The sequence below is a fragment of the Natronococcus sp. CG52 genome, from assembly GCF_023913515.1.
GTDB classification, from domain to species: Archaea; Halobacteriota; Halobacteria; order Halobacteriales; family Natrialbaceae; genus Natronococcus; species Natronococcus zhouii.
This window is the reverse complement of sequence record NZ_CP099391.1, coordinates 3840854-3866714: the sequence shown is the minus strand read 5'-3', so window position 1 is coordinate 3866714 and position 25861 is coordinate 3840854. Positions and strand designations below refer to the sequence as shown.

Genomic DNA, 25861 nt, shown 5'->3' with positions numbered 1-25861 from the left:
GAACTCCCGACCGTTCCGTGATACCGTCACTTCCGACGGAGCCGCGCGAGCGGTTTCGTTACGGCGAGTCGGTAGTCCTCGTGGGGGTCGTACTTCGCGAACGCGAGGCTGTTCGTCATGACGCTCACGCTCGAGGTGGCCATCGCCAGCCCCGCCAGCGCCGGATTCAGAAGGCCGAGCGAGGCGATCGGAATCAGCGTCGTGTTGTAAATAAAGGCCCAGAAGAGGTTCTGGCGAACCTTCGAGATCGTCGCTTCGGAGATCCGGACGGCCTTCAGCACGTCCGCGGGATCGTCGCGCATCAGCGTCACGTCGGCGCTCTCGATGGCGACGTCGGTCCCCGACCCGATGGCGACGCCGACCTGGGCGGTCGTCAGCGCGGGCGCGTCGTTGACGCCGTCGCCGACCATCATCACTCGGGATCCATCCTCCTGGAGCGCCTCGACGTGGTCCGCCTTGTCCTCCGGCAGCACCTCCGCCCGGACGTTCGCGGGGTCGATGCCGACCTGCTCGGCGACCGCCTTCGCCGTGCGCTCGTTGTCGCCGGTGAGCATCGCGACCTCGGTTCCGCGCTCGCGCAGCGCCGCGACGGTCTCCGTCGCGCTCTCGCGGACCTCGTCCGCGACCGCGAGCACGCCCAGTAGGTCCCCGTCGACCGCGATCGGCATCGCCGTCTTTCCTTCGCGCTCGAGACGCATCAGCGTCTCCTCTGCGGACTGCGTGTCGATTCCCTCCTCCTCGAGGAGCTTGCGCCGGCCGATCAGCACGGTTCCGCGGTCGGTCTCCGCGCGGATACCGTGACCGGGAACGTTCTCGAACTCGGAAACCTCGCCGACGTCGGCGCCGCGGTCCTCGGCGCCGTCGACGATCGCCCTCGCGATGGGGTGTTCGGAGCCGGATTCCGCGGTTGCAGCGGCGCCCAGGACGAACGACTCGAGGGTCTCCTCGGGTTCGGCGAGCGCTCCACCGTCCGGTGCGGCGTCAGCGCCCCCGTCGGTGGCCGTCCGCTCGCCGACGAGTTCGACGTCCGTCAGCACCATCTCGCCGTGGGTCAGCGTCCCCGTCTTGTCGAAGACGATCGTGTCGATGCCGCGGACCTGCTCGAGCACGTCGCCGCCCTCGAAGAGGACGCCGTTCGTCGCGGCCAGCGTCGAGCCGACCATCGTCGCGGCCGGCGTCGCCAGTCCGAGCGCGCAGGGACAGGCGATCAGGAGCGCGGAGGCGAGCACGATCACCGAGAACTCGAGGATCGGGACGCCGCCGGCGACGGGACCGCCGTCGACGGGATCGAGCACCGGGATCCAGGCGCTCAGCGACGAGGACGCACCGTACAGCGTCTCTGGGAAGAGGAACCAGAGCAGCGACCAGAAGACGGCGTTGGCGATCACCGCGGGAACGAAGTAGCCGCTCACCCTGTCGACCAGTCGCTGAATTTCGGGCTGGCGCGACTGGGCCTCCTTGACCCGGTTAACGATTTGCTGGATCGCCGTCTCGGAGCCGACCCGCGTCGCTTCGACCAACAGGACGCCGTTCTCGTTGATCGTCGAGCCGACGACCTCGTCGCCGTCGCCCTTCTCGACGGGGACGGACTCGCCGGTGAGCATCGACTCGTCGACCGCGCTCTGGCCGTCGACGACGACGCCGTCGGTCGGAATTCGCTCGCCCGGCCGGACCTTCATGACGTCGCCGACTTCGACGTCCTCGAGCGGAACCTGCTTCTCCTCGCCGTCCTCGACGACGATCGCCTCGTCGGCCTCCATCTCGAGCAGTTCCCGCAGCGCGCTGCCCGCGCGGGCCTTCGAGCGCACCTCGAGCCAGTTGCCGAGCGTGATGAACCAGAGGATGAACCCCACGGCCTCGAAGTAGAGTCCGGCGCCGCTGATGAGACCGAACAGCAGGGCCACGCTGTAGACGTACCCCGTCGAGGTCCCCATCGCGACCAGGGTGTCCATGTTGGCGCGGCGGTCGTTCGCGAACGCGCGGTAGGCGCCGACGAGGAACTCCCTACCGAGCGTCGCCATCAGCGCGGTCGCGAGGACGAACTCGATCCAGTCGAGATCGATCCCGAACACCGCGTGCGGGAGGTCGACCAGACCGAACATCGCGAGCATGATCGGCACGAACGGGAGCGTCAGCAGGCCGCCGCCGATCACCAACCGGCGCTGACGGCGGAGTTCTTTCTCGACGGCGCGCTCGCGCCGGCTCGCCCCCTGGGTCTCCTCGACCTCGTCGCGGACGGGTTCGTACCCCGCTTCCTCGATCGCCCGGCCGATCTCGGCGAGCGAGACGTCGTTCGGGTTGTACGCGACCCGCGCCTCGTCCGAGGCGAAGTTCACGTCCGCCCGGATCACCCCCGGCAGGTCGGAGACGGCGTCGCTCACCGTCCCCGAACAGGTCGAACACGACATCCCGAGGACGGTGAGCGTCCCCGTCTCGGAGGCCGCCTCGTACCCCGCGTCCGCGATCGCGTCGTAGATCTCGGCCAGCGAGGTCTCGTCGGGGTCGTACTCGACTGTCCCTTCGTCGGTCGCGTAGTTCGCGTTCGCCGACGCGACGCCCTCGAGGGCTCCCACCGCGTCCTCGACGCTCCCCGAGCACGTCGAACAGGACATGCCGGTGATCTCGAGGTGCGCTCGCCTGGTAGTCATACCTGATCGTATGGGCTACACGTTCAAGCGGATTGTGACTTACACGCGCAAAATATTTCACGATCACAATTTCGAATAAAATCTGAAGCCGGGTATCGACCTTCGAGACGAAAGTACGGGCCGACCGATCGGAGTCCGACGTGTGAGAATTATACTCGCGTCTCGAGAAGAACGCTTGTGTCTCTCGTCACCGGCTACACCAGCACGATCGGGATCGCGGCTCACTCGACCGCTCGGGAGGGGGGCCTACCACACCGTCTCGAACGAGGTGCGTAGCGCCGATGGCCGACCGCTCATCGGACCGACACGGACCGTCCCGCGACGAGCGGCCGACCGACGGGTACTGCTCGTGTTGTCGGGTCTGTAACTGCTATCGGGATACGCCGGGGCCCGACGAGATGCCGTCGGAGGACCACGACGATCACGCGGATCGCCACGACCGCGAGCGAGACCACGGCGCGCACGTCGATCACTCGGATCACGAGGGGATGTTCAGGAAACGATTTTTCGCCTGCCTCGCGCTCTCCCTGCCGGTGCTGTACTACAGTCCGATGCTCCAGGAGTGGTTCGGCTACGCCGCGGTGACGGTCCCCGGCAGCGAGTTCGCGAGCCCCGTCCTCGGCGTCGCCGTCTTCGGCTACGGCGGGATTCCGTTTCTCCGGATGGGCGCGGTCGAAGCCCGCAACCGCGAGCCGGGGATGATGCTGCTGATCTCGCTGGCGATCACCGTCGCGTTCGTCTACAGCGTCGCGGCGGTGGCGTTCGGCATCGGCGAGCCGTTCTTCTGGGAGCTCGTGACGCTGATCGTCATCTTCCTGCTGGGCCACTGGATCGAGATGCGAAGCGTCAGGCGCGCCTCGGGCGCGCTCGACGAACTCGCCGAACTGCTGCCCGACACCGCGGAACGAATCACGGAGGAGGGCGAGACCGAAGAAGTTCCCGTCGACGACCTCGAGGAGGACGACCTCGTGCTCGTCCGGCCCGGCTCGAACGTTCCGGCCGACGGCGTCGTCGAGGAGGGCGAGTCGAACGTCACCGAGGCGATGCTCACGGGCGAGTCGAAGCCGGTCAAGAAGGAGCCGGGCGACGAGGTCATCGGCGGGACGACCAACCGCGACGGGAGCCTGCGCGTTCGGATCGCCGCGACCGGCGAGGAGACCACGCTGTCGGGTATCATGCGCCTGGTCGAGGAGGCCCAGGAGAGCCGCTCGAGAACGCAGGTGCTCGCCGACCGGGCTGCCGGCTGGCTCTTTTATGCGGCACTTAGCGTCGCGGCGGTCACCGCCGTCGGCTGGACCGTCGCCGCCGGCTTCGGGCTACCGGTCGTGGAACGCGTCGTCACCGTCCTCGTCATCGCTTGTCCGCACGCGCTCGGACTGGCCGTCCCGCTGGTGGTCGCGATCAACACGTCGACGGCCGCCCGGAACGGGATGCTCGTCCGCGACCGGATCGCGATGGAGGAGGCCCGGAACCTCGACACCGTCGTCTTCGACAAGACGGGAACGCTCACCGAGGGCGAACAGGGCGTCGTCGAGATCGCGGCGGTCGAGGGCTGGAGCGAAGACGACGTCCTGACGCTCGCGGCCGCCGCGGAGGGCGACTCTGAACACATGATCGCCCAGGCCATCCTCGAGGAAGCCAGCGGGCGGGGTCTCTCAGTGCCCGACGTCCGCGGATTCGAGGCACTCGAGGGCCGGGGCGTCCGAGCGACGATCGAGCACGACGCGATTCCGGCCGTGATACCCGGCGGCGAAGGTGGTCCGGCCGGCGAGAGCGTCTCCCACGACCGCGACGGCCGAACCGTCTCCGTCGGCGGCCCCAACCTGCTGCGCCACCTCGGGGTCGAGCCCGGAGCGGATCTCGAGCGGTTCGCCGACGAGGCCGGCGAGCGCGGACAGGGCGTCGTCTACGTGCTGCGCGACGAGTCCGTCGTCGGCGCACTCGCGCTCGCCGACGTCGTGCGCGAGGAGAGCTTCGAGGCGATCGACGCGCTGCAGGGAACGGGCATCGAGGTCGCGATGCTGACCGGCGACGACGAGGACGTCGCCCGCGCCGTCGCCGACGAACTCGGGATCGACACCGTGTTCGCGGAGGTGCTGCCGGAGGACAAAGACGAGAAGATCGTCGAACTCCAGGCGCAGGACAAACTCGTCGCGATGGTCGGCGACGGCGTCAACGACGCGCCGGCGCTCACCCGATCCGACGTGGGGATCGCCATCGGCTCCGGGACGGACGTCGCCGTCGAGTCGGCGGACGTGGTACTCGTCGAGAACGATCCGCGCGACGTCGCCCGGCTCGTGCGGCTGAGCCGGAAGAGCTACCGGAAGATGCAGGAGAACATCGCCTGGGCCGCCGGCTACAACGTGTTCGCACTGCCGCTTGCCGCCGGGATCCTGGCGCCGATCGGCATCCTGCTCTCACCCGCGGTCGGCGCGGTCCTCATGTCCGCGAGTACCGTGATCGTCGCGATCAACGCGCAGCTGTTGCGCCGGGTCGACCTCGAGATCTGACCGTCCGGCGACCGGCGTCGACACTCGAGGCCGGGTGGTCGATCGTTCTTTAAGTGCTTCTGGTCACAAGATAGAGATACGACGGGAGATCGTCGCTTCTCACGGTCCTCGATTTCGGTAGCGACGGCTGTGCGTCGGTAGTGGCGAGTGTCCGATCGAGCTATCCGAACGGTTCGCGCTTTAAGCGCTTCTGGTCACAAAGTAGAGCTATGACGGGAAGCCGGCCGTTCTACCGCTTTCAGACCCCGTAGTCGAACGGCTATCTCCACACCCGATCGCCGTCCGTTCGTCAAGTGGTTCCGGTCACGAGGTGAAGCTACGACGGGAGGTCGCCGTTTTCACGTTCGTCCTTCTCGGTAGTGTCACCTTTCGACAGCGACAGCGCCGTCCGAGTCGCCGGGATGGAAAGACAGTTCCCCGCCGACGCCGAAATCCCGGCAAATGCGAATCGCCGTTCCCAACAAGGGCCGCCTGCACGAGCCGACGATCGACCTCCTCGAGCGGGCGGGACTCCACCTCGAGAACGGTGCCGAGCGGAAACTCTACGCCGACACCGTCGACCCCGACGTCTCCGTCCTCTTCGCCCGCGCGGCGGACATCCCGGAGTACGTCGCCGACGGCGCGGCCGAGATGGGTATCACCGGCTACGACCAGGTCCGGGAGGCCCGCGTCGACACCGTCTCCGAACTGCTCGACCTCGAGTTCGGTCGTTGCCGCCTCGTGCTCGCCGCACCCGAGGACGGCGACATCGACGGCGTCGAGGACCTCGCCGGCAAGACCGTCGCCACGGAGTTCCCGAACGTCACCCGCGACTTCTTCGCCGACACCGGCGTCGACCCCAACGTCGTCGAGGTCTCCGGCGCGACGGAGCTCACGCCACACGTCGAGATGGCCGACGCGATCGTCGACATCACCAGCACCGGCACCACGCTGAAGATGAATCAGCTGGCCGTCGTCGAGGAGGTGCTCTCGAGTTCCGTCCGACTCTTCGCTCGCGAGGACGTCGTCGACGATCCGAAAGTTCGGGAGGTGCGGACGGCCCTTTCCTCCGTGATCTCGGCCGACGGGAAGCGCTACCTGATGATGAACGTCCCCGAGGACCGACTCGAGGAGGTCCGCGAGGTGATCCCCGGTCTCGGCGGCCCGACGGTCATGGACATCGCCGACGACGGTAACGGTGACGACGAGATGCTCGCAGTCCACGTCGTCGTCGACGAACGCGACGTCTTCGAGACGATCACCGAGGTCAAGAAGGCCGGTGCGAGCGGGATCCTGGTGACCGAGATCGAACGACTGGTCGAGTAGGGGCAGTTGGGAGTACGATTTCTCGACCCCGTCTTAGCCTCGAATCCGAACTGCTGATTCGTTACGTCGCTGTGCAGAAGTACCTTTTTGCGCCAAAAAGGCCGCGGGCTTCGCCCGCTTCGGCGGAAAACCGCTCGCTTCGCTCACGGGGGTGCGGCCGCGTTCACTGCTTCACTTGTGCAGAACACCGTCACGAGTAGCTCTGAATAGAGCAACCGTGCTACTCCCTACCGGTAGCTGTCGTGAACACGAACCGTTCTTCCCGGCAGTCGGTGTTGTGAGATAGCTGCTCTTTAGCTGAATCGAGGCGCTAAGCCCCTTCCCTCAGCGAGCGCCGGAGGCGCGAGCAGGGAGGGGATACAGCGCTGCTCGAGTTTCTTGGCCGCTTTGGCGATCACCAGGGCCGCTCGAGATCGACGGCGTCGATCGCCGCCTCGAACTCGGTGAGGTTCGCCGCCGGCGAGACGAGGCCCCGTTCGCGGTCGTACTGGACGATCCCGTACCGCTCGAGCAGCGGGAGGTGGGTGCGACAGAGCGCGACGTGGACGCGCTGGCGCAGTTCGTGGATCGTCGTCAGGACGGCGTTCTCGTCCTCCGTGTCCGCGAGCCAGCCGACGAGCCGCTGGACCGTGATCGGCTCGTCAGCCTCGAGGAGGTATCGAACTACTTCGCACCGACGGTCGCTCGCCAGCACGCGACCGAACTCCACCCGTGAGATCGTACGGAGGCAGACGTTCTCGCCACTGAGCTGCTCCGGTACGGCCGTCGTTCGGTCGGGATGGATCGTCATCGTCGACGGAGACTCAATACCACCGAATAAACGCGGCCGGTCGTTTCGGACACTCAGCGTCGTTTCAGGTGAATGTGGGAGGCTCGTCCCGGAATAAACGGTCGACAATTCGGTCGAACGATCTCGACCCGGAACGCCGTCGGAGACGGGTATGTGGTCGTTAAAACGCCATTACCGGCGACACTCGTCGTCGATAAACGTGTCGTTCGAAATCGCGACCGTCCGTCTATCCGGCCGGATTTCGGCAAAACGGGCGTGAACGGTCAGTACGAACGAACGTCTCGGTGGCGTCGTTCGCTCGAAAGAATCGAATCGGGTCGTGCTCCGTTACTCGAGCAGGCCGAGGTCCTCGAGTCGCGAGACGATCTTGTCGACGGCGTGTTCGGCGTCTTTGGGCTTTTTCCCGCCGGTGATAACGAGCTTCCCGGAACCGAACAGCAGCGCGACGACTTCGGGTTCGTCGAGTCGGTAGACGAGACCGGGGAACTGTTCGGGTTCGTACTCGATGTTCTCGAGGCCGAGTCCGATCGCGATCGCGTTCAGGTTGAGGTTTCGACCGAGGTCCGCGCTCGTCACGATGTTCTGGACGACGATCTCGGGGTCCTCGTTGACCTGAATCTGGAGTTCACGGAGCTTGTCGAAGACGATGCGGAGACTCTCGTGGACGTCGTCGGTGCTCTTCGCACCGGTACAGACGATCTTCCCCGAGCGGAAGATGAGCGCTGCGGACTTGGGATTCTGAGTACGGTAGACGAGACCGGGGAACTGTTCGGGGTCGTAGTCCGCCCCCTCGAGGTCCATCGCGACGCTCTGCAGGTCGAGTTCCTGTCCGATGCCAGTCGACGCCACCACGTTTTCGATGTTGATGGTATCCTTCGGATCCGTCATAAGTCGCTTAAAAAGACGTATTTAAGGTTTATAAAGGTTGGTGCCGGTACCTGATATATCCGGTTTATACGGTTTTCGCTACGTTCCGAAACGACCGTCTTTTGCCTCCTCGCCGTCTCTCGGGCGGGATCGTGGGACCTGTTCCCGAAGCCGATTCGCGGAAAACGGTACGCTCATACTCGCGCCACGGCGACGAATGGGCGTGTACCTGCTCGAACTCGGCGGTGAGGACGACGCGTTTGCGGCCCGCGAGGCGGCGAGCGCCGCGGCCGACGTTCGCCGGATCGCACCCGGACTCGCCGTCGCGAACGCGGTCGTTCCCGATCGCGTTCGCGGACTGGCCTACACGCACTGCGCGAGCGACCTCCTCGGCCGAACCGACGCCGATCTCGCCGGTGCCTGCAAGTTGCTCGAGGCCGCGTCGCTCGACCCCGAGGGGACCGTCGCGGTGCGCGCGACGGACGTCCACGGCTCGAGCGGCGTCGAGACCGACCGCGCGGAGCGCGAACTCGGCCAGGTGCTGGTCGACCGCGGCTTCGAGGTCGACCTCGAGGATCCGGATCGCGTCCTGCGAGCGTCCTTTTCGGCGGGTGAACTCGAGCGCGACGCCGACGGGCGCGGCGATCCCTTCTCGACGGCCGAGGGAGATGTCTCGCGAGGCGAGGAGATCTCGGTCTGCGCGCTGGGCTGGCTCGCGGCCGAGAGCGTTCGCGACTTCGGAACCCGCGCCCCGACGGACAAGCCGTTCTTTCAGCCCGGCAGCATGGACCCGCTGCTCGCCCGCGCGGTCGCGAACATCGCCGGCGCGCGTCCCGGCGCGACGGTGCTGGATCCGATGTGTGGCACCGGCGGCGTCCTGGTCGAGGCCGGCCTCGTCGGCGCGGACGTCCTCGGCGCCGACGCGCAGGCGAAGATGGTCGAGGGCGCCCGAACGAACCTCGCGCACTTCCTCGAGCGGAACGAGCCGTCGCCGACCGGCGTCTCCCGCGGGTCGTGGCACGTCGGCCGCGGCGACGCGACCCGGCTCCCGTTCGCGGACGACGCCGTCGACGCCGTCGTCTTCGACGCACCGTACGGTCGCCAGTCGAAGATCGACACTCACCGGCTCGAGGACCTCGTTTCCGGGGCGCTCTCGGAAGCCCGTCGCGTCGCGTCGCGAGCCGTCGTCGTCGCCGACCGCTCGTGGGCCCCCGAGGCTCGCGAGGCCGGGTGGGAGCTCGAGGCCGCATTCGAACGGCGCGTCCACCGGTCGCTGACGCGGTACGTGCTGGTGCTCGAGTGACGATCCGTCCGCCGCCCGGTTCGAAATCGGACTCCGGACGGAATCGCACGGGAGACGAGTCGAAATAAGCGAATATTAATACTCGCCGGCTCCACGGCCGCGGCATGGACATCTTCTTCAGCGGTTCCATCCGCGGCGGTCGTGCTGACGTGGATCTGTACGGTGACCTCGTCGAATTTCTCCAGCAACACGGGACGGTCCTCAGTGAACACGTCGGAACCGAAGGCGTCGAAGCGGAACAGGAGGAAGCGGGGCTGTCTGACGGCGACATTCACGACCAGGACGTCGCCTGGCTCCGGCAGGCCGACGTCGTCGTGGCCGAGGTGACGACGCCCAGCCTCGGCGTCGGGTACGAACTCGGCAGGGCGGTCGCGCGGGAGAAACCCGTGCTCTGTCTGTACCGCCCCGAAGGGGAGCGCGAACTGTCCGCGATGGTGCGCGGCAACGACGCCGTCGAGGTAACGGAGTACCGAACGCCCGCGGAAGTCGAGTCCGTTCTCGACGAATTCCTCCGACAGCACCGCTGAGGGCGAGGCGCGGTTTCGGGAAGCTGCCCGCGCCGCCGAACGCAATACGCCGAGGTCGCGGTCGCAATCGACCTACGAATCCGAGCCCGTCTCACAGAGTACGACGGTTTCGCTCGATTCGCCCGAGTCGAACTCGAGCGTTCGCTCGCCCGCACCACTCTTCAGCGTCAGCGTTAGCTCGCGGTTCGTCTCGACGCGGACCTCGAGCGGTTCCGTCGTATCGACGCCGGCGTCGTCGACGTACAGCGTGGCAGCGGCGACGTCCTCGGCCTCGAGCTCGATCGCGTTCTCCGCGGGGCGGCGCTCGAGCGACGAGCGCCAGCGCATCCCCTCCCGAGTGTTGGCTCTGGGATCGGTCGATTCGGTCTCGAACTCCTCGGCGACCGGCTCGGCGTAGCCGTCGGTAAGCGAGAGCGCGTCGACCGCTCCGTCCGCGGCGTCGTCGTCGACAGCGATCTCACGCACCCAGTACGCCCCGTCGTGAGAGATGTCGTAGCGCTCGTTTCCGAACTCGGGAACGGCGCGGTAGGTGACGCGTGCGGGCCGACGCTCGACGCTCGCGTCGCCGAGGTAGTCCCGACCCGGCCCCCACTCGTCGTGACCGAAGAACGTGAAGTGGTCGTCCTGGGGGAACGAGTCGAGTCGGTGGCGGTAGCCGTGCTCGACGAGTCGGTCGCGGTAGTTACGAACGCCCGGGTAGGGGACGAGTTCGTCCAACATTCCGGCCCACACGAGCAGCGGCACGTGCCGAAGGTTGTTCGTCACGCGCATCATGTTCTGCGGGTTCTCCGAGGCAGTCGAGTAGTCGCCGTAGACGCCGTCGGTCGGACCCCCGAAGATCGACTCGTCGGCCGGTCCGACGACGGCGAACCCGCGGCCGAACAGGTCCGGATACAGCGATCCGAACCGGTAGGTGCCGTGGCCGCCCATCGAGTAACCGCTGAGGGTGACGCGGTCGGGATCGATATCGTAGCGGCTCCGCAGATCCGCCCAGGCTTCGAAGGCGTCGAGTTCGGCCTCGTTCTTCCACCAGCCCGCGGGGCCGCGGCCGAACGGCATCAACACGATCGCGTCGCGCTCCTCTCCGAGTTGAGCGAGCTTGTTCGGCGAGGCGGCGTACTGGTTGTAGTTGCTGTTCAGCGAGTGCAACAGCACCAGCAGCGACGTCGGCTCGCCGGGTTCGTAGCTCTCGGGGACGTACACCGAGTAGGGCTGAACCCGCGTCTGATAGACGTCCCGGGGCTCCTCGAGATCGATTCCGTCCCCGAGATCGTACCGCGAGGCGTAGAGCCGGTTGTGATAGCCCGCCTCCGGGACCGACCGATCGACGTCGCCGTCTTCCAGCCGACCGAAGTCGACGTCTTCCCCGAGATCGGCGATGTCACGCTCCTCGAGTGCCTCCGCCTGTTCGGCGGCGCGCCACATCCCCTCCTGGTCGACCAGGAGCGTCCCCAGCTCTTCGATCTCGCTTTCCTCGTCGCGGAACTCGAGCGGTTCGTCCGCGACGGTCCGGAAGCCGACGTTGTACACCGGCGGCTCGTCCGAGTCGAACGGTCCGTCTTCCCGCGAGAAGCCGCCGTCCCCGTCGTGAACCCCCGAGACGGCGTACTGGCGCCAGGTCTCCCGGCCGGGGTCGAGTTCCAGTTCGACCTCGAGCTGGTTGCGCTCGAGATCGACCGCGTACGCGTCGTCCGGGAGCGGTTCGCCGTCGAGGGTCGCTCCGGTGCCCCAGATCGCGAGGACGTGGTCGACGGACGCACCCAGGTCGCCGAGTTCGTGCCCCCAGTCGGTTCGCCCCTCGTCGGTCCCCGTGTCGATCCCGACGGCGACGATGGCCGCGTCGGGTTCGACCATCGTGTTCAGCGCGATCCGATAGCTGACGCCGTCGCGCGTCGGCCGAGCGCGGATCTCGAGGAGGTCCGCGGCGTTGTTGGCGTACCGTTCCGCGTCGGGATACTCCCGCTCGTTGGTCGCCCCGCGGTCGTCGAAGGGCCAGCCCTGCGAGAGGAACTCGCCGTCGTCGTAGCCCGTTCGCCCGCAGACGAGCAGGGGGTCCGCCTCCCAGTTGCCGGTGGGCTCGAGCTCGGGCGACGATACGGGATCCTCGTACAGCACCTCGGGACCGGGTCGCGGGGACTCGAGGTGGTCGGCGCCGGGACAGTCGCCGCCCGCTGCCGTCACACCGGCCCCGAGTCCCGTTCCCAGGAGTCCGGCGGCAGTCGCCGTTCCGGCGGTTCGAAGGAGGGATCGCCGGGACGGATCGCGGCTGCTATCCGACGGCTGCTGCGTCGTGTTATCCTCGGACATCGTTCTATCGACCCGAACACTATCCAAAAAAATTGTGATATACGGGTCGGTGACCGAACGGGCTCGCGACCAGTCGCGGTGCTTACGACTCGAGCGCTCGCCGTCGTAGCTGCTCACCCTCGTCGGTCTCGACGGTCAGTTCCGGGACCGGAGTCGATCTGTTCTCCTCGTCGATCGCGACGAACGTGAACGAGGACTCGGTCGTCTTCTCGGTCTCGCCGGAACGGGGCTCCTCGCGCCAGGCCCGTAACGCGACGTGGACGCTCGTTCGGCCGGCGTCGTAGACGTAGGCCTCGACGAGCGCCGTGTCGCCGATCCCGATCGGTCGCTCGAAGTCGAGTTCGTTCACCCGGGCGGTGACGCAGGTCTCGCCGGCGAATCGCATCGCCGACATGGCGCCGATCTCGTCGAGCCACTTCATGAGGTGGCCGCCGTGGAGCGTCCCGTTGTTGTTCGCGTGATTCGGCTGGACGCGAAATCGGTTCCTGATGCGGGTTTCGAGAACAGTAGGCACAGTACTCTATGTCTCGGGAACGACGAAAAACGTACAGCTTACGCGTTCCGACCGAGTTCGGCGAGGAGATGCGAGACGTGGATCCGATCGCTCGTCCCCTCGTGCATCTCGAACTCGATGTCGCCCGCGAGGCGGTGGACGCGAGCCAGCCGCGGCCCCTGATAGCGTTTGCGAGCGATCCGAAGCATCTCGTCGATCACTTCCTGGCCGTCGAGCCCCTCGTCGACGAGGAGGTCGTCGAGGGTACTTCGCGCGTCCGTGAACTCCCCGGCTTCGGCGTCGTCGAGCATGGACTCGATCTCGTCGTCGAGACCGACCTCGCCGATGGTCTCGTAGGCCGCGCTCATCGTCAGTTCGCCCTCGTCCTCGACGGTGGTCTGTGCCGCCAGAATCGCCTGCCTGAGGTTGCCGTTCGCGTAGCCCGCGACGAATTCGAGGCCGTCCCGGTCGTAGTCGACTCCCTCGGCCGTGACGATTCGCTCGAGGACCGTCACGGTCTCCTCGCTCGACGGTGCGCGCAGGGAGACGGGGAAACAGCGCGAACGGATCGGCGGGATGAGCATCGTCGGCTGGCGGGTCGCGATGACGAACTGCGTCGTCCGGTGGTGTTGTTCCATGATCCGGCGCAGGGCCTGCTGGAAGTCCTCGCGGACGTCCTCGGCGTTGTCGAGCAGGATCGTCTTGTACTCGCCGGAGACGGGTGCGTAGCTCGCGGACTCCTTGAGAACGCGGTTGATCATGTCTCGCTTGGACATCGACGAGCGACCGGTGAGAAACGAGGCGAACCGGGGATCGTTCTTGATCTCCGTTTTCGTCCGCCCGAAGAAGTCGGCGACGTTGATCTCGACCAGGTCGTTGTCGGGGTCCTCGTGTGCGTCTCGAGCCAGTGCGCGCGCTGCCGCCGTCTTTCCGCTGCCGGGCGGTCCCTGCAGGACGAGGTTGATCGGCTCCTCGACGGCTCGCTCGAGGTACTCGCGAGCGTCGTCCTGTGGCAACTCGGCCAGCTCCGGGGCGTACGTGTCTGTCCACAGCGGCGCGTCCATCGACTGTCGGTAGGGGAGACGGCGGTAAGAATCGGTCGGTTACTCGTCGCCGCCGTTCTCGTCATCGCCGTCTTCGTCGTCCGACTCGGCCGCCACGTCCGCGATGGTAAACGTCTCCTCGACCGGTTCGCCGTCGTGTTCGAGCGGCGACGCCGCCTCGACGTCCTCGGGGTTGCCCTCGTAGACGACGGCCGTGAGTTCGTCGTTCTCGTCGACGGAGGCGTTCTCGTCGAACTCGACGGTGGCGTTGTCGTGTTCGCCGGCCTCGAGTTCGTCGCTCGTTCCGAGCACCTCCTCGCCGTTCTCGACGGCGACGAAGCCGCTCTCGGGGGTCGCCACGTCGACCGTGACCGCCTCGTCGTCCGCGTCGACGACCGTTACCGAGGGATCGGTGTGGAACTCGAGTTCGATCTCCTCGAGCGCGCCGTCGTCGTCGGTGTAGACGCCGAGAATCTGGGTCCCTGGGGGCGTTCTGCTCGTGTCGACCGCGAAAGTCACCTCGCGCTCGTCGCCGGCCTCGAGTTCGAGCACCTGGCGCTCGAGGACCGATCCGTCGAGGCGTAACTCGACGGTCTGCTGCTGGTCGAAGTCGGTCGGGTTGCGGATCTGCGCGACGATCTCGATCGTCTGGTTGGTCGTCGCCGTCGCAGGTGCGTCGATGGATTCGACGACGAAGGAGTCCGAGACCGCCTCGTCGTCGGTCGACGTCACCGTCGCGGTGTCGCTGACGGGGTAGCCGTCCTCGAGGTAGGGATGGTCCTCTTGGCCGTCGGTCTCCTCGTAGGCGTACGTCTCGTTGTCGGTCGTATCCTGGTGGACCGTCGCGGTTAGCTGGCCGACGAGTTCGGTCTCGTTATCGTCGCGGTCGACGGTGACGTTCTCGTGGGTGCCGTCTCCGAGGTACTCCGAGACGGCGAGCGGTTCGTCACCGCCGTCCGTGATAACGACGAAGCCGCCGTCCGAGAGGGTGACTTCGCCGATCGTCACGTTCGTTCCGTCGGTCTCTTGATCCTCGAACGTGATCGAGGCCTTCGGATCCTCGTCGACGCCGAAGATCGCAGGGGCTTGGCCGACGACGATACCCGCCGCGAGGACGACCGCGATCGCGATCAGGATGGCGGCGACTCGTTTGATAGTTCCGAACGTCAGTCTCGAACTCATTTGGAAGGGTAACGATCGATCGGTTCGGACTCGAGGGACGTAAAACGCCCAGTCCGTTCCCACGGTGTGTGAAACAGTGACACCCTGGTCGGTCGCCGTTCCGAACTCGAGCGATCCGAAGCCGGTTTAGTCTCAGCCCGTCGAACAGGCAGTGATGCCACTGCGCGTGACGTTTTTGGGGACAAGTGGGGCCGTTCCGACGACCGAGCGCAATCCCAGCGGGATCTTCGTCGCCCGCGAGGGCGAGGAGTTGCTGTTCGACGCCGGCGAGGGAACCCAGCGCCAGATGATGCGGTTCGGAACGGGATTCTCGATCGCCCACCTCTTCGTCACGCACCTTCACGGCGACCACGTCCTCGGGATTCCCGGCCTCCTCCAGACGATGGACTTTAACGACCGCGAGGACCCTCTGACGATTCACGCGCCTCACGGCACGCGTCGAGAGCTGAAGTCGCTGGTGAACGCCCTCGGCAATACCCCTTCGTTTCCGGTGCAGATCAACGAGGTCGGCGACGGCGACGTCGCCTACCGCGCCGACGAGTACGAGGTTCGCGCGTTCGCGACCGACCACGAAACTCGGTCGGTCGGCTACGCGCTCGTCGAGGACGACCGGAAGGGACGGTTCGACCGCGAGCGCGCCGAGGAACTCGGCGTCCCGATCGGTCCGAAGTTCTCGAAGCTCCACGAGGGCGAATCGGTCGAACTCGAGGACGGCACCGTCGTCCGCCCGGAGCAGGTCGTCGGCGACCCCCGCCCCGGCCGATCGCTCGTCTACACCGGCGACACGCGGCCGACGAGCGCGACGATCGAGATCGCCGACGAACCGGACCTGTTGATCCACGACGCCACGTTCGCGGACGACCGTGCGGATCGGGCCGCCGCCACCGCTCACTCGACGGCCCGCCAGGCGGCCGAAATCGCGAACCGCGCCGACGCGAAGCGACTGGCGCTGATGCACCTCTCTTCCCGGTACGCGGGAGATCCGTCGGCCCACCTCGAGGAGGCCCGCGGGGTGTTCGACCGCGACGTGTTCGTTCCCGACGACGGCGAGGAACTCGACATTCCGTATCCGGACCCGTGATGACGGTTGCGAGACGCGGTATCCGTTGAAATTTATCGTATCGTCTCCGCGATAGCCGCCGCCGAAAGTCTCCACCCCTCGAAAGAGGACGAATAATCCAGTGAACGCGAGCAGGACGCCGGGAATCGTCAGGGAAAGCCCGTCCGTCGCGGAGAGTACTGATAGCCCGATCCAGATAGTTGCTACCAGCGCAACGCCCACACCTGCGCTGAGAATCACGTACCGAACGATCGTGAATCGACGAGAGCGGTTGAGAGCCTCGACACCGTCAACTGAAGCGCGGCAGCTTCGTAAGCAATCTACAGACCGATCAACGCGATCGCTCCGACGAAGACTGCCGAGGAACCCGTCAACGAGTTAGATATCGTCGACATACGTTCTTTTTTGGAAGGTAGTTATAATAAACTGTACTTCTTACGAGATATATAGATTCACGCGGTCTGACGACGCCGAAACGACGGCGAGTTTCCGCGGGGCCGGTAGGCATTTGTGTTACTGTCACACAGTACCAAACGGATCGACATGAAACCGTGCCAGAACTGTCAGGCGGTCATCGACGAGTACACCCTGGACAAACAACTCGAACCCCTGCGCGGACTCACGGTCGACGACTTCAACGTCTGCGTCGACTGCGCGACCATCGTTTCTGATGCGTGCGTGGAGTGTAGCGGCGCGGTCTACGTCCCCCGAAGTGCAGCTACCACACCCGACTACTGCCCGGCGTGCCGATCGGATCACATCGAACGCACGGGTCGCGATCCCGGTTGGAATCTCGAGACTACGTCCACCTGAACGGCGCGTCCGTTCACGCCCCCTCGTTCAGCCGTTTTTCCTCACGCCGTCCGCAGCGACAGTCACAATCGCGGCTCTTCCGCGCAGTACTGACGGACAAATCAGGGACGGAGGTGGATTTCTCGGTTCCTTTCGTACGTAACGAATGTCCGACTGAGATACTGCCCACCGAACTCCTCCTCGTGACCGTAGACGGGCACCGGTTCGTACGGCTCCTCGAGATACTCCACGTCCGACTCCGAGAGCTCGATCTCGAGCGCTTCCGCCGCCTCTTCCAGGTGCTCGCCGCTCGAGGTGCCGAGAATCGGCGCCGTCACGTTGTCGTTCCGGAAGTGCCGGGTCAGCAGGTCGACACCACCGACCTCGCCCACGACGGCTGTGCGATCGGTGTGGTAACCGTTTCAGTTGTCGCTATAATAGACCGGGTACCGCGCTGCGCGTCGTGTGATTCCGCGCCGGATTTATACCCGACTCGCCCCTATGGCCCTCCGTGAGTACGCGAACGAGTGCGCTCGACGCGGTCGTCTTCGGCGTCGACGTTCAGAGCGGTGACGTGCGGGGGGACGCACCGTCGTACGCACTGGCCGTTTACGACGGTGAGGACGTCACCCGGGACGTCGTCAGCCACCGAAAGCTCAGGCGACTGATCGACGACGAGGAGCCGGCGATCGTCGCGACGGACAACATGTACGAACTCGCGGCGGACAAGGACCAGCTGATTCACCTTCTCGGTTCGCTGCCCACCGGGACGAAACTCGTCCAGGTGACGGGCGCCGAACAGCCCGAGCCCCTCTCTCGCGTCGCGAAGCGCCACGGCATCCCGTACGGAAAGCAGCCGATGAAGGAGGCCGAAGCGGCCGCCCGTCTGGCCGCCCACAACGTCGGCCACGAAGTGTCGGCCTTCACCAATACCACCGAGGTCAAGGTCGCGAGAGGTCGATCGACCGGCAGCGGCGGCTGGAGCGAGGACCGTTACACCCGGCGCATCCACGGCTCCGTCAAGCGACGGGCTCGAGAGGTGGAGTCCGAACTCGAGGACGAAAACCTCGAGTACGAGAAAGACGTCCGGGAGTCCTACGGCGGCTTCGCCAACGCGATCTTTACTGTCGAAGCCAAGCCGAGCGAGATCCCCGTCTCGCGCAACCGGTCGGGCGACGTCCGCGTCGAAATCGAGCGCGAGCGCCGGGACGGCATCGAGTTTCGGCCGCTGGCCAAGCGCCGGGATCACGTCCTCGTCGGCATCGATCCCGGCACGACGACTGCGGTCGCCATCGTCTCGCTCGAGGGCGAGGTGCTCGACGTCTGGAGTTCACGCACCAGCGACACCGCCGACGTGATCGAGTGGATCGTCGAGCGTGGCCGTCCGATCGTCGTCGCGGCGGACGTGACGCCGATGCCCGAGACCGTCGAGAAGTTCCGCCGGAGCTTCGATGCCGCGGGCTGGACGCCGACGAACGATCTGCCGATCGACGAGAAACAACACCGGACGCGAGAAGAACCGTACGACGACGACCACCAGCGCGACGCGATGGCCGCTGCACTCTACGCCTTCGACGCCCACGAGGACCAGTTCGAGCGCATCGCCGACAAACTCCCGCCGGGACTCGACCGCGGCGAGGTGACCGCCCGCGTCGTCGCTGACGAGGAGAGCGTCGAGGCCGTCCTGACCGACCTGACCGACGACGAGGAACCCGAGGAGGAGTCGACCGAGCACGAGCCCCGGGAACTGACCGAGGAGGAACGGCAGATCAAGGATCTCAAACGGCAGGTCGAGCGCCTCCAGTCCCACGTCGAGACGCTCGAGGGACGCCTGGAGGAGAAAGACGACCGGATCGACGAACTCGAGGCGAGCCTCACCGGCGCTCGCCGACAGGAGCGCAAGGAGGTCCGCAAGGACCGCGAGGTGTCCCGTCTCGAGCGCAAGACGAACCGACTCGAGGGCGAGCGCGACGACGCCCGGGATGAGGTCGAGGAACTCGAGCGGAAGGTCGAGCGGATGAAGGCGCTCTGGAAGCTCGATCACTCGAACTTCAGCGACGTCTCCGCGGAGAAGGAGGGACTCGTCCCAGTCAAGGTGATCGAGAAGTTCACGAAAGGGGCGATCCGCGAGGCCGACGAGCAGTACGGGATCGCGGCCGACGACGTCGTCTACCTGCGGGATGCCAGCGGTGCGGGTCGCTCGACCGCCGAACTCCTCGCGGAGTTCGAGCCGCGAGTCATCCTGAAAGACGGCGGCCTCTCCGACGTCGCCGACGATATCCTCTTCGACAGCGAGATTCCCGTCGGACCGGCCGGCGACGTCGCGATGCAGGAGGTCGACGAACTCGCGGTCGCTCGCGAGGACGACGTCGAGGCGGTGATCGACGACTGGCACGACCGGGCCGAGAAACGAGCGCACGAACGGAAGGCGGCGATGGTCGACCAGCTCATCAGCGAACACCGGGCGGGCGACAACGAGGTCTGACGATCGGTCGGGCGGTGGACCGCGCCGCCGTCGTGACTCCGGCGACTCGAGGGGCGAAGCCGCGTACCCGACGAAGACGCCGGTCTCGAGGCTCGCGGCGATACCGATCAGTACGAGACCGTCGTACCGGAGCGTGTCGTCCGTACGTATCGTCGGCTGCGTCGGCTCAAAAAGGTCGGGAGACGGTGGATTCTTCGAGCGGGAATCGGACGCGTCTCGATCCGTCCCGTCTGTCAGAACATGCCGAACTGCCGGAGAACGCCCGAGATGAGCGCCTTGACGACGAGGCCGAGACCGGCGAGGACGAGGGCTATTCCCGCAGCGATCACCGGGTCGGCGTACGCGATAAGTGCGATTCCGACCAGCAGAATCGCGACGCCGGCGATTCCGAGCGGTCCGAGATTCTTCAGCATACGGTGAACTGATCAGGGAAGAGAGATAAACGACGTGGTTCGTCGCAGCCGCCAAACCGACGGCGGGTAGCGGTCCGTCCGGCGAAATCGACACCGTGTCGTTTTCAGGGGACGCGCGATAGCGGCAGGTCGGCTCCACTACAACTGAACGGTTCAGAAAATTGCTATACGGTGTCTCGGATGAGGGCCGCCTATCGTACTCATCTCGAGGGATTCTGCTAACCTATTCTTTTAAACCGATCGAACCCCAACGTCGCGCTATGAGCGACGACGGTGATGGCGGTCGTAAGAATCTCCGGATGCCCGACGACGACGAGGTGTTTGCGACCGTTACGAACATGCTCGGAGCGAACCGCGTCAAGGTACGATGCGCCGACGGAACGGAGCGAACCGCGCGCATCCCCGGCAAGATGCAAAAGCGCATCTGGATCCGAGAGGACGACGTGGTTCTCGTCGAACCCTGGGACTGGCAGGACGAGAAGGCGGACATCACCTGGCGCTACGAGAAGAGCGAAGCCGATCAGCTCCGGCGTGAAGGACACATTCAGTAGCGACTTTTCGATCGGCCCCGACGACGGGATTTCGAGCGACGCCCCCACAGATCGCGAGCGCTGGTCCCGACGATCGCGTTTCGGTGTGCCGGCGGACGATTCGTTGCACGCCCCCGTCGTTCGGTACCAATCGGCGGTTTCGGGGTGGTTAACTGCCGTATTCGTCGCCGAACGGGGTGAACGTAGGTGGGGCTATTTGGCTCTGTGGCTCTGTTGAAATCCTTGAGAAGTCACACGTTTGGACAGTAGCGTGACCGAATGCAGACTCTCCCGAAGTCACGGTGCTCCGGTTTGTCGAGGAAGCATTTCAGTTAGCGAAACGTGCTGTGGCTCGACACTCCTCGAAGTTCTGTTCGGTGACAAGGGGTACGACGATCAACAGATTCGATGGCTGGCCCGCGAGAGCGATATTCGCCCACTCATCAAACACCGTGAGTTCTCCTCACTGCAGAAAGCGTGGAACGCTCGGCTGGATTCCGCCCTCTACGCCCAACGGAACCGGAGCGAAACGGTGAACTCTCGACTCGAGCGAAAATACGGTGCGTTCGTTCGATCACAACGGTGGTGGAAGCAGTTCCGTGAACTCACCATCGCTTGTCTCGTTCACAACATCGACCGATCGCTCTGAGCGGTCAATACAGGTTATCGTAATACGAGAATTAGCGTCAACACGACCCTATTGTTCATGTTGATAAATGTCAACACGATGAAAATGATTATCATCTACTCTTCGGTAGAACGTGTATGCGCCTCGGAACTGCTGGACTGTTCATCCTGCTCGCAGCTATTTGGGGGCTCTCATTCGTTGCTGCTCGTGCCGCTTTGCCGTACATCCCTCCCGTCCCACTTGCAGCCCTCCGGTTCGATATTGTGGCCGTAGTCGTGCTCGCGTATGCGTGGTTCACGACGGATCGATGGTACCCCAAAACGCACGACGAGTGGCGAGTCGTCGTTCTCGGAGGGACACTATTCATCGCAGTTCATCATGCACTGCTGTTCGCCGGTCAGCAGTACGTGACCAGCGCTGTCGCCGCCACCGTCATCAGCCTCGACCCGATACTCGCTGCTGGGTTTGCATGGCTTCTGCTGCCCGATGAGCGACTCGATCGTGGTGGTCTCCTCGGGCTCGGGTTAGGGTTACTCGGCGTCGGAATCATTGCGAATCCGACGTTCGATGGAACGGATACCGCGATGCTATTCGGTGTCCTTCTCGTCTTCCTGTCAGCTGCTGTGTTCGCTCTGGGAGCAGTCCTTACGCGCCGATATCGAACAGACCTTCCTGTCCAGTCTATGCTGGCGTGGATGATGATCCTCGGAGCTCCGTTGTTGCATCTCGCAGAAGTTGTTTTTCCGTTCCCCGGGTTTGAGATGATCGAGTGGACGACGCCAGCGCTCGCAGGCCTCACGTATCTCGCACTCATCGCTGGCGCAGGTGGATACTTGCTCTACTTCGAACTGCTCGATCGGATTGGAGCAATCGAAATCAATTTGATCGGATATGCCGCCCCGGTATTTGCAGCGATCGGCGGCTGGGTGTTTCTCGACGAACCCCTCGCGTTACGGACAGTCGTCGGATTTATTATTATCACCCTTGGATTTATCCTGATCAAGCGCGAGTCGATTCGGTCCGCAGTAGTACGACACGGGCCTCAAGCAAATGATACGCACGAATCGAGTTGATAAAACCACCCGGTCTGAAGAGATTCTATTACTAATTACAGAGTGTAGTCACTCCAAAATATTGTTGTATAATTAGCGATCAATTCGCAGTATTCAGCGAGCGGATGTTGCATACCGTATTGTATCTGAAGAGTAGGATTTCAACAGAGCCAACGATTTCGCACGGTCGCCCCGACACCGCGGCCGAATTCTACCGATGACGCTCAAGGACACCGATCGAGCGTCGGCTCACTGGTCGGCGACGTCCTCGATGACGTCGGTTCAGCGCCTCGATGCTCTCCACGTCGCGTTCGCCCGTGTAACCGATGCGGAACGTCTTCTCGCCGAGTACCGACCCGTAGCCGTTCGAGAAGACCGTGTCGTACTCTTCGGTGACGGATGCCGCTCGAGGACGCAGAACTATCGAATTCGGTGACAGTCACCGACGCACAGAAGACTTATCCCGAACTTGGCCGTCGACCCGTGCATGCAACTCAACCGGCGGCGGCTACTCGGCGGTATCGGGGCCGGCGTCGCGGTCGGGCTACTCGGCGCGCCCGCGTCGGCCGCGGAGACCGACACCGACAGGGAGCGGGTGTTCGTGCACCCGCGGACGGGACTGCTCGACGATCTCGGTGAACTCGTCGACGTGATCGAGGCCGTCGGCGGAACCCCGGTCCTCGAGTACGACAACTTCGAGTTCGTCGTCGCAGAGGTTCCGGCCGACGCGCGAACGGACTTGCTCGACGATCGTCGCGTGGCGTCCGTCGAGGAGGACGAGGAGACGGGGATCCCCTCGGACTGGTCGCCGTCCCTGCCGAACATCCTGGATCCCCCGGACAACTCCGACTGTTCCACCCACCCCGACCAACGGCCGTCCTGGGGCTTGGAACGTATCGGTGCCGACGACGTCGAACCGGACGGGTCGGACGTCGACGTCGGTATTCTCGACACGGGAATCGAGTCAGAACACTGCAGTCTGTCGGTCGCCGGCGGTCGGAACTTCACCGGTGACGGGATGTCCGACGACTACGAGGACCGCCACGGCCACGGGACGCACGTTGCCGGTGTCGCGGGTGCATCGGACAACGACGTCGGCGTCGTGGGCGTCGCTCCCGGTGCGAACCTGTACGCGGTGAAGGTGCTCGGCGACGACGGATCCGGCCGGTACAGCGAGCTGATCGCCGGGATCGACTGGTGCATGTCGAACGACGTGGAGCTGATCTCGATGAGCCTCGGCGGCGAGTCAGAGAGTTCCACGGTCGACGAGGCCATCGACGCCGCGCATTCGGCGGGCCACCTCCTGCTCTGTGCGGCCGGCAACGAGGGAAACGACGGCGACGGATCGTGCGAGGCGGAGACGATGACGTATCCCGCGACGCACGACGACGTCGTCGCGGTCACCGCGATGGACGAGGACGACACGCTGGCGTCCTACAGCAGCGTCGGTTCAGCTATCGACCTGCTGGCGCCGGGAACGGCCGTCACCTCGACGATCGTCGGCAACGAGTACGCCGAGGCGAGCGGGACGAGCATCGCCTGCCCGTTCGTCACCGGCGTCGCGGCGCTGGTCTGGGGGACCCGCGAGGAGGAGGGACCGGGACCGAACGAACCGGTCGGGGAGATCCTCGCCGAGACGGCAGCGGAAGTTCTCGGAACCTGCGAGGAAGGAGACGGACTCGTAGACGCCCGCGCGGCGGTCGGCGACGATCGCTCGACCGACGGCGGCGACCGCGGCGGGAATCGAGGCGACGAATCCGCCGTCGGCGGAGCGGCGGGATCGCTACTCGAGCGGGTCGCGTCGGCGTTCGAGCAGGTCGTCGACCTGGTCGCTGGCGTCTTCGAGCGGCTTCGTGGGTTGTTTCGGTAGCCGCCGTCTGCGGTGGATGCCTCACACGGCGCGGTAACGCGGAGTCTCGAAGCAATAGAACCGTCGTTAGCGAGCGCTGACGCGAATCCGGACGGTGCCGATGCCGGGGACCTCGAGCTCCGTGACGCGACCGTGGAGCTCTCGAGCGAGCGCGGGAACGCCGACGCGGAGGACCGCAGCGACGAGCGCGAGACCCGCGACGAGCGCGACGGCAGCGACCGGGTAGCTGAGGGTGACGAGCAGTCCCATCCCGGCGAGCACGAAGACGAATCCGCCGACGATCGAGTCGATCGCTGTGGGTGGTTTCCGAGCCGATGCGTCCCGTCCGAGATGTGGGTATCGCGTCATGAGCGTAGTTTCGGATCGAAATACGTCTCCGGCGTATATAATGTTTCACATTCCTGTCAGGTATGTATGGGAGTTAGCATGGAACAGGGTCTCAAACCGTACCGTAACGGTCTATAACACTACGTAATCGGTGGCATGCTACTAATTCTCAATATTAATGAATTATTATACTATCTCCGCTGACGGACGCGTTATAGCGGGACGAGTCGTCGATTCGCACCCGCGAGTGGACTTGGTGTCGTTCTGTCCTCAGGTCGAGGGGTGGCGGCACGTGCGTTCATCTGGGGTGTTCATCGACGCCCGGTCGAAAGAGCCGCGGATGCAAGACGGGTCGGTTCTCCTGTTGAATCCCGACCAGTGCCGGACGATGTCGTGAGAGAAACGATAGACGCCGCCCCCGTCTTGTTCTCGAGAGAGAATATCGTCGTAGAACGGTTGGGACAGTCGTCCCGTCGCCACGCCCGATCAGCCACTACTTTTCGATCGGTGTCCTCGAGCGTCGACTCACAGACCGGCGACGTCTTCGATAGCGTCAGTTAGCTCCTCGATACTCTCGAGGTCGTGTTCACCCATGTGGCCGATGCGGAACGTCTGCTCGCCGAGTTGCGAGCCGTACCCGTTCGAGAAGACCATATCGTACCGCTCGGAGACGGTTTCGATGGTTTCGGCGACGTCGATGCCCTGCGTGTTCTCGATGCAGGCCACCGTCTGGGACTCGTATCCCTCCTCGGGGAACATCTCGAAGTGTTCGCGGGCCCACTCGCGCGTGTACTCGGCCATCTCTCGGTGGCGCCGGTCGCGCGCCTCGTGGCTCTCCTCGAGCATGTATTTCATCTGCTCGCGGTAGGCCAGCATGACGGGAATCGCCGGCGTGGAGTGGGTCTGTCCCTTCCGGTCGTAGTAGTCGATCGTTCGCTGGAAGCCGCCGTACCACGACGCGGAATCCTTCTCGAGTTCGCGCTCGTAGGCGTCGTCGCTGACTGCGCAGACCGCCAGTCCCGGCGGCATGGCGAAGGCCTTCTGGATCGACGTGAAGATGACGTCGATGTTGTGTTCGTCGATGTCGACGTAGTCGCCGCCCAGCGACGAGACGGCGTCGACGACGAAGCAGGTGTCGGGATACTCGGCGACGACGTCGCCGATCTCCTCGACGGGGTTCCGGACGCCGGTCGAACTCTCGTTCATCACGCAGGTGACGGCGTCGTACTCGGCCTCACTCGCTTCGAGCGCCTCGCGCACGTCCTCGGGTTTGACTGCCCGTCCCCACTCGTACTCGAGCGTATCGACGGACTTGTCGAGGCGTTCGGCGACGTTGGCCTGCCGCTCGCTGAAACTGCCGCAGGTCGTACAGAGGACGTTCTCGTCGACGAGGTTGAGGATCGAACTCTCCATGAACTCGGTCCCCGAACCCGTGAGGATGATGACGTCGTTGTCGGTGCCGAGAAACTCCTTCGTGTCTTCGACGACGGTCGTGTACAGATCCGTCATTCGGTCCATACGGTGGCCGAACATCGGCTCGCACATCGCCTCGATGACGTCCTCGCGCACCTCGGTCGGACCCGGGATGTACAGCGTTTTGTCGGGATAGTCGTCCTTGTATTCGCGTTTCTTGGTCACGGAACCACCTGAATACAACTTACTGGGCCGCGAGACGGTATGGTACTTTTGGATGCCGCATCGGGAACGAGGCAGCTGACCGACGGTTGAA

20 protein-coding genes and 3 pseudogenes are annotated in these 25861 nt (G+C 64.9%); 11 read left to right on the top strand and 12 right to left on the bottom strand.

Features of this window, described 5'->3' with window-relative positions:
* Nucleotides 1–26 precede the first annotated feature (26 nt).
* Nucleotides 27–2648, bottom strand: coding sequence for a heavy metal translocating P-type ATPase (locus NED97_RS19305; protein ID WP_252488629.1), 2622 nt, complete (start codon nt 2646–2648; stop codon nt 27–29).
* 281 nt (nt 2649–2929) lie between these two features.
* Between NED97_RS19305 and NED97_RS19300 the strand changes: the two genes are divergently transcribed.
* The gene (locus NED97_RS19300; protein WP_252488628.1) at nt 2930–5158 is read left to right on the top strand and encodes a heavy metal translocating P-type ATPase; all 2229 of its coding nucleotides are present in this window, start codon (nt 2930–2932) and stop codon (nt 5156–5158) included.
* A gap of 441 nt (nt 5159–5599) precedes the next feature.
* Nucleotides 5600–6463 carry an ATP phosphoribosyltransferase gene (gene hisG / locus NED97_RS19295; RefSeq protein WP_252488627.1) on the top strand — a complete coding sequence of 288 codons (864 nt, stop codon included), beginning with the start codon at nt 5600–5602 and terminating at the stop codon, nt 6461–6463.
* A 394-nt stretch (nt 6464–6857) separates the two neighbouring features.
* On the opposite strand, the gene NED97_RS19290 is transcribed toward hisG, so the two are convergent.
* Nucleotides 6858–7253 (bottom strand): DUF7344 domain-containing protein, encoded by a 396-nt coding sequence (locus NED97_RS19290; protein WP_252488626.1) that lies wholly within the window; start codon nt 7251–7253, stop codon nt 6858–6860.
* 327 nt (nt 7254–7580) lie between these two features.
* Nucleotides 7581–8141: a TATA-box-binding protein gene (locus NED97_RS19285; protein ID WP_005554970.1), complete on the bottom strand. Its 561-nt coding sequence runs from the start codon at nt 8139–8141 to the stop codon at nt 7581–7583.
* 202 nt (nt 8142–8343) lie between these two features.
* Between NED97_RS19285 and NED97_RS19280 the strand changes: the two genes are divergently transcribed.
* Both NED97_RS19280 and NED97_RS19275 read left to right on the top strand, forming a co-directional pair.
* The gene (locus tag NED97_RS19280; protein WP_252490659.1) at nt 8344–9423 is read left to right on the top strand and encodes a methyltransferase domain-containing protein; all 1080 of its coding nucleotides are present in this window, start codon (nt 8344–8346) and stop codon (nt 9421–9423) included.
* Nucleotides 9424–9527: 104 nt separating this feature from the next.
* Complete coding sequence (locus NED97_RS19275) at nt 9528–9950, top strand: nucleoside 2-deoxyribosyltransferase (protein WP_252488625.1); 423 nt, start codon at nt 9528–9530, stop codon at nt 9948–9950.
* 72 nt (nt 9951–10022) lie between these two features.
* Here NED97_RS19275 and NED97_RS19270 read toward each other — a convergent pair whose 3' ends face one another.
* The 4 genes from NED97_RS19270 to NED97_RS19255 form a co-directional block, all read right to left on the bottom strand.
* On the bottom strand, nt 10023–12257 hold the full coding sequence (locus tag NED97_RS19270; RefSeq protein WP_252488624.1) for a carboxylesterase family protein: 2235 nt from the start codon (nt 12255–12257) through the stop codon (nt 10023–10025).
* A gap of 82 nt (nt 12258–12339) precedes the next feature.
* Nucleotides 12340–12771 (bottom strand): acyl-CoA thioesterase, encoded by a 432-nt coding sequence (locus tag NED97_RS19265; protein ID WP_252488623.1) that lies wholly within the window; start codon nt 12769–12771, stop codon nt 12340–12342.
* A gap of 38 nt (nt 12772–12809) precedes the next feature.
* Complete coding sequence (locus tag NED97_RS19260; RefSeq protein WP_252488622.1) at nt 12810–13814, bottom strand: AAA family ATPase; 1005 nt, start codon at nt 13812–13814, stop codon at nt 12810–12812.
* A gap of 39 nt (nt 13815–13853) precedes the next feature.
* A complete protein-coding gene (locus NED97_RS19255) occupies nt 13854–14975 on the bottom strand; it encodes a DUF7282 domain-containing protein (protein ID WP_252488621.1) in 1122 nt (373 codons plus the stop codon).
* A gap of 154 nt (nt 14976–15129) precedes the next feature.
* On the opposite strand from NED97_RS19255, the gene rnz reads away from it, so the two are divergent.
* Together rnz and NED97_RS19245 are read left to right on the top strand one after the other, a co-directional pair.
* On the top strand, nt 15130–16056 hold the full coding sequence (gene rnz / locus NED97_RS19250; protein ID WP_252488620.1) for a ribonuclease Z: 927 nt from the start codon (nt 15130–15132) through the stop codon (nt 16054–16056).
* 522 nt (nt 16057–16578) lie between these two features.
* Nucleotides 16579–16848: a DUF7571 family protein gene (locus NED97_RS19245; protein WP_252488619.1), complete on the top strand. Its 270-nt coding sequence runs from the start codon at nt 16579–16581 to the stop codon at nt 16846–16848.
* Between the two features lie 179 nt (nt 16849–17027).
* Here the strand turns inward: NED97_RS19245 and NED97_RS19240 are convergent.
* Nucleotides 17028–17192: pseudogene (locus NED97_RS19240) on the bottom strand (aldo/keto reductase); the annotation flags it as partial.
* 146 nt (nt 17193–17338) lie between these two features.
* Between NED97_RS19240 and NED97_RS19235 the strand changes: the two are divergent.
* Nucleotides 17339–19312: a DUF460 domain-containing protein gene (locus tag NED97_RS19235; RefSeq protein ID WP_252488618.1), complete on the top strand. Its 1974-nt coding sequence runs from the start codon at nt 17339–17341 to the stop codon at nt 19310–19312.
* A 233-nt stretch (nt 19313–19545) separates the two neighbouring features.
* Here the strand turns inward: NED97_RS19235 and NED97_RS19230 are convergent, their stop codons facing one another.
* Entirely contained in the window at nt 19546–19725 is a 180-nt protein-coding gene (locus NED97_RS19230) for a DUF7470 family protein (protein ID WP_252488617.1), read from the bottom strand.
* A 260-nt stretch (nt 19726–19985) separates the two neighbouring features.
* Between NED97_RS19230 and eif1A the strand changes: the two genes are divergently transcribed.
* The 3 genes and pseudogenes from eif1A (at nt 19986) to NED97_RS19215 (ending at nt 21956) form a co-directional block, all read left to right on the top strand.
* Nucleotides 19986–20276 carry a translation initiation factor eIF-1A gene (eif1A, locus tag NED97_RS19225; protein WP_148856721.1) on the top strand — a complete coding sequence of 97 codons (291 nt, stop codon included), beginning with the start codon at nt 19986–19988 and terminating at the stop codon, nt 20274–20276.
* Nucleotides 20277–20616: 340 nt separating this feature from the next.
* Nucleotides 20617–20904: pseudogene (locus NED97_RS19220) on the top strand (transposase); the annotation flags it as partial.
* A 116-nt stretch (nt 20905–21020) separates the two neighbouring features.
* On the top strand, nt 21021–21956 hold the full coding sequence (locus NED97_RS19215) for a DMT family transporter (RefSeq protein ID WP_252488616.1): 936 nt from the start codon (nt 21021–21023) through the stop codon (nt 21954–21956).
* 228 nt (nt 21957–22184) lie between these two features.
* Here the strand turns inward: NED97_RS19215 and NED97_RS19210 are convergent.
* A pseudogene (locus NED97_RS19210) lies at nt 22185–22335 on the bottom strand (alanine--glyoxylate aminotransferase family protein); the annotation flags it as partial.
* 87 nt (nt 22336–22422) lie between these two features.
* On the opposite strand from NED97_RS19210, the gene NED97_RS19205 reads away from it, so the two are divergent.
* Nucleotides 22423–23805 (top strand): S8 family peptidase, encoded by a 1383-nt coding sequence (locus tag NED97_RS19205; RefSeq protein ID WP_252488615.1) that lies wholly within the window; start codon nt 22423–22425, stop codon nt 23803–23805.
* 66 nt (nt 23806–23871) lie between these two features.
* On the opposite strand, the gene NED97_RS19200 is transcribed toward NED97_RS19205, so the two are convergent.
* Both NED97_RS19200 and NED97_RS19195 read right to left on the bottom strand, forming a co-directional pair.
* Nucleotides 23872–24153: a hypothetical protein gene (locus NED97_RS19200; protein WP_252488614.1), complete on the bottom strand. Its 282-nt coding sequence runs from the start codon at nt 24151–24153 to the stop codon at nt 23872–23874.
* A gap of 504 nt (nt 24154–24657) precedes the next feature.
* Nucleotides 24658–25770: a pyridoxal-phosphate-dependent aminotransferase family protein gene (locus NED97_RS19195; RefSeq protein ID WP_252488613.1), complete on the bottom strand. Its 1113-nt coding sequence runs from the start codon at nt 25768–25770 to the stop codon at nt 24658–24660.
* Nucleotides 25771–25861: the final 91 nt, after the last annotated feature.

What these genes read in the sequence shown, in the direction of transcription:
- NED97_RS19300 (WP_252488628.1), top strand. Translation starts at nt 2,930, where the DNA reads ATGGCCGACCGCTCATCGGACCGACACGGACCGTCCCGCGACGAGCGG.
- NED97_RS19245 (WP_252488619.1), top strand. Translation starts at nt 16,579, where the DNA reads ATGAAACCGTGCCAGAACTGTCAGGCGGTCATCGACGAGTACACCCTG.
- hisG (WP_252488627.1), top strand. Translation starts at nt 5,600, where the DNA reads ATGCGAATCGCCGTTCCCAACAAGGGCCGCCTGCACGAGCCGACGATC.
- NED97_RS19205 (WP_252488615.1), top strand. Translation starts at nt 22,423, where the DNA reads ATGCAACTCAACCGGCGGCGGCTACTCGGCGGTATCGGGGCCGGCGTC.
- NED97_RS19215 (WP_252488616.1), top strand. Translation starts at nt 21,021, where the DNA reads ATGCGCCTCGGAACTGCTGGACTGTTCATCCTGCTCGCAGCTATTTGG.
- NED97_RS19305 (WP_252488629.1), bottom strand. Translation starts at nt 2,648, where the DNA reads ATGACTACCAGGCGAGCGCACCTCGAGATCACCGGCATGTCCTGTTCG.
- NED97_RS19230 (WP_252488617.1), bottom strand. Translation starts at nt 19,725, where the DNA reads ATGCTGAAGAATCTCGGACCGCTCGGAATCGCCGGCGTCGCGATTCTG.
- NED97_RS19200 (WP_252488614.1), bottom strand. Translation starts at nt 24,153, where the DNA reads ATGACGCGATACCCACATCTCGGACGGGACGCATCGGCTCGGAAACCA.
- NED97_RS19260 (WP_252488622.1), bottom strand. Translation starts at nt 13,814, where the DNA reads ATGGACGCGCCGCTGTGGACAGACACGTACGCCCCGGAGCTGGCCGAG.
- NED97_RS19255 (WP_252488621.1), bottom strand. Translation starts at nt 14,975, where the DNA reads ATGAGTTCGAGACTGACGTTCGGAACTATCAAACGAGTCGCCGCCATC.
- rnz (WP_252488620.1), top strand. Translation starts at nt 15,130, where the DNA reads ATGCCACTGCGCGTGACGTTTTTGGGGACAAGTGGGGCCGTTCCGACG.
- eif1A (WP_148856721.1), top strand. Translation starts at nt 19,986, where the DNA reads ATGAGCGACGACGGTGATGGCGGTCGTAAGAATCTCCGGATGCCCGAC.
- NED97_RS19290 (WP_252488626.1), bottom strand. Translation starts at nt 7,253, where the DNA reads ATGACGATCCATCCCGACCGAACGACGGCCGTACCGGAGCAGCTCAGT.
- NED97_RS19270 (WP_252488624.1), bottom strand. Translation starts at nt 12,257, where the DNA reads ATGTCCGAGGATAACACGACGCAGCAGCCGTCGGATAGCAGCCGCGAT.
- NED97_RS19275 (WP_252488625.1), top strand. Translation starts at nt 9,528, where the DNA reads ATGGACATCTTCTTCAGCGGTTCCATCCGCGGCGGTCGTGCTGACGTG.
- NED97_RS19285 (WP_005554970.1), bottom strand. Translation starts at nt 8,141, where the DNA reads ATGACGGATCCGAAGGATACCATCAACATCGAAAACGTGGTGGCGTCG.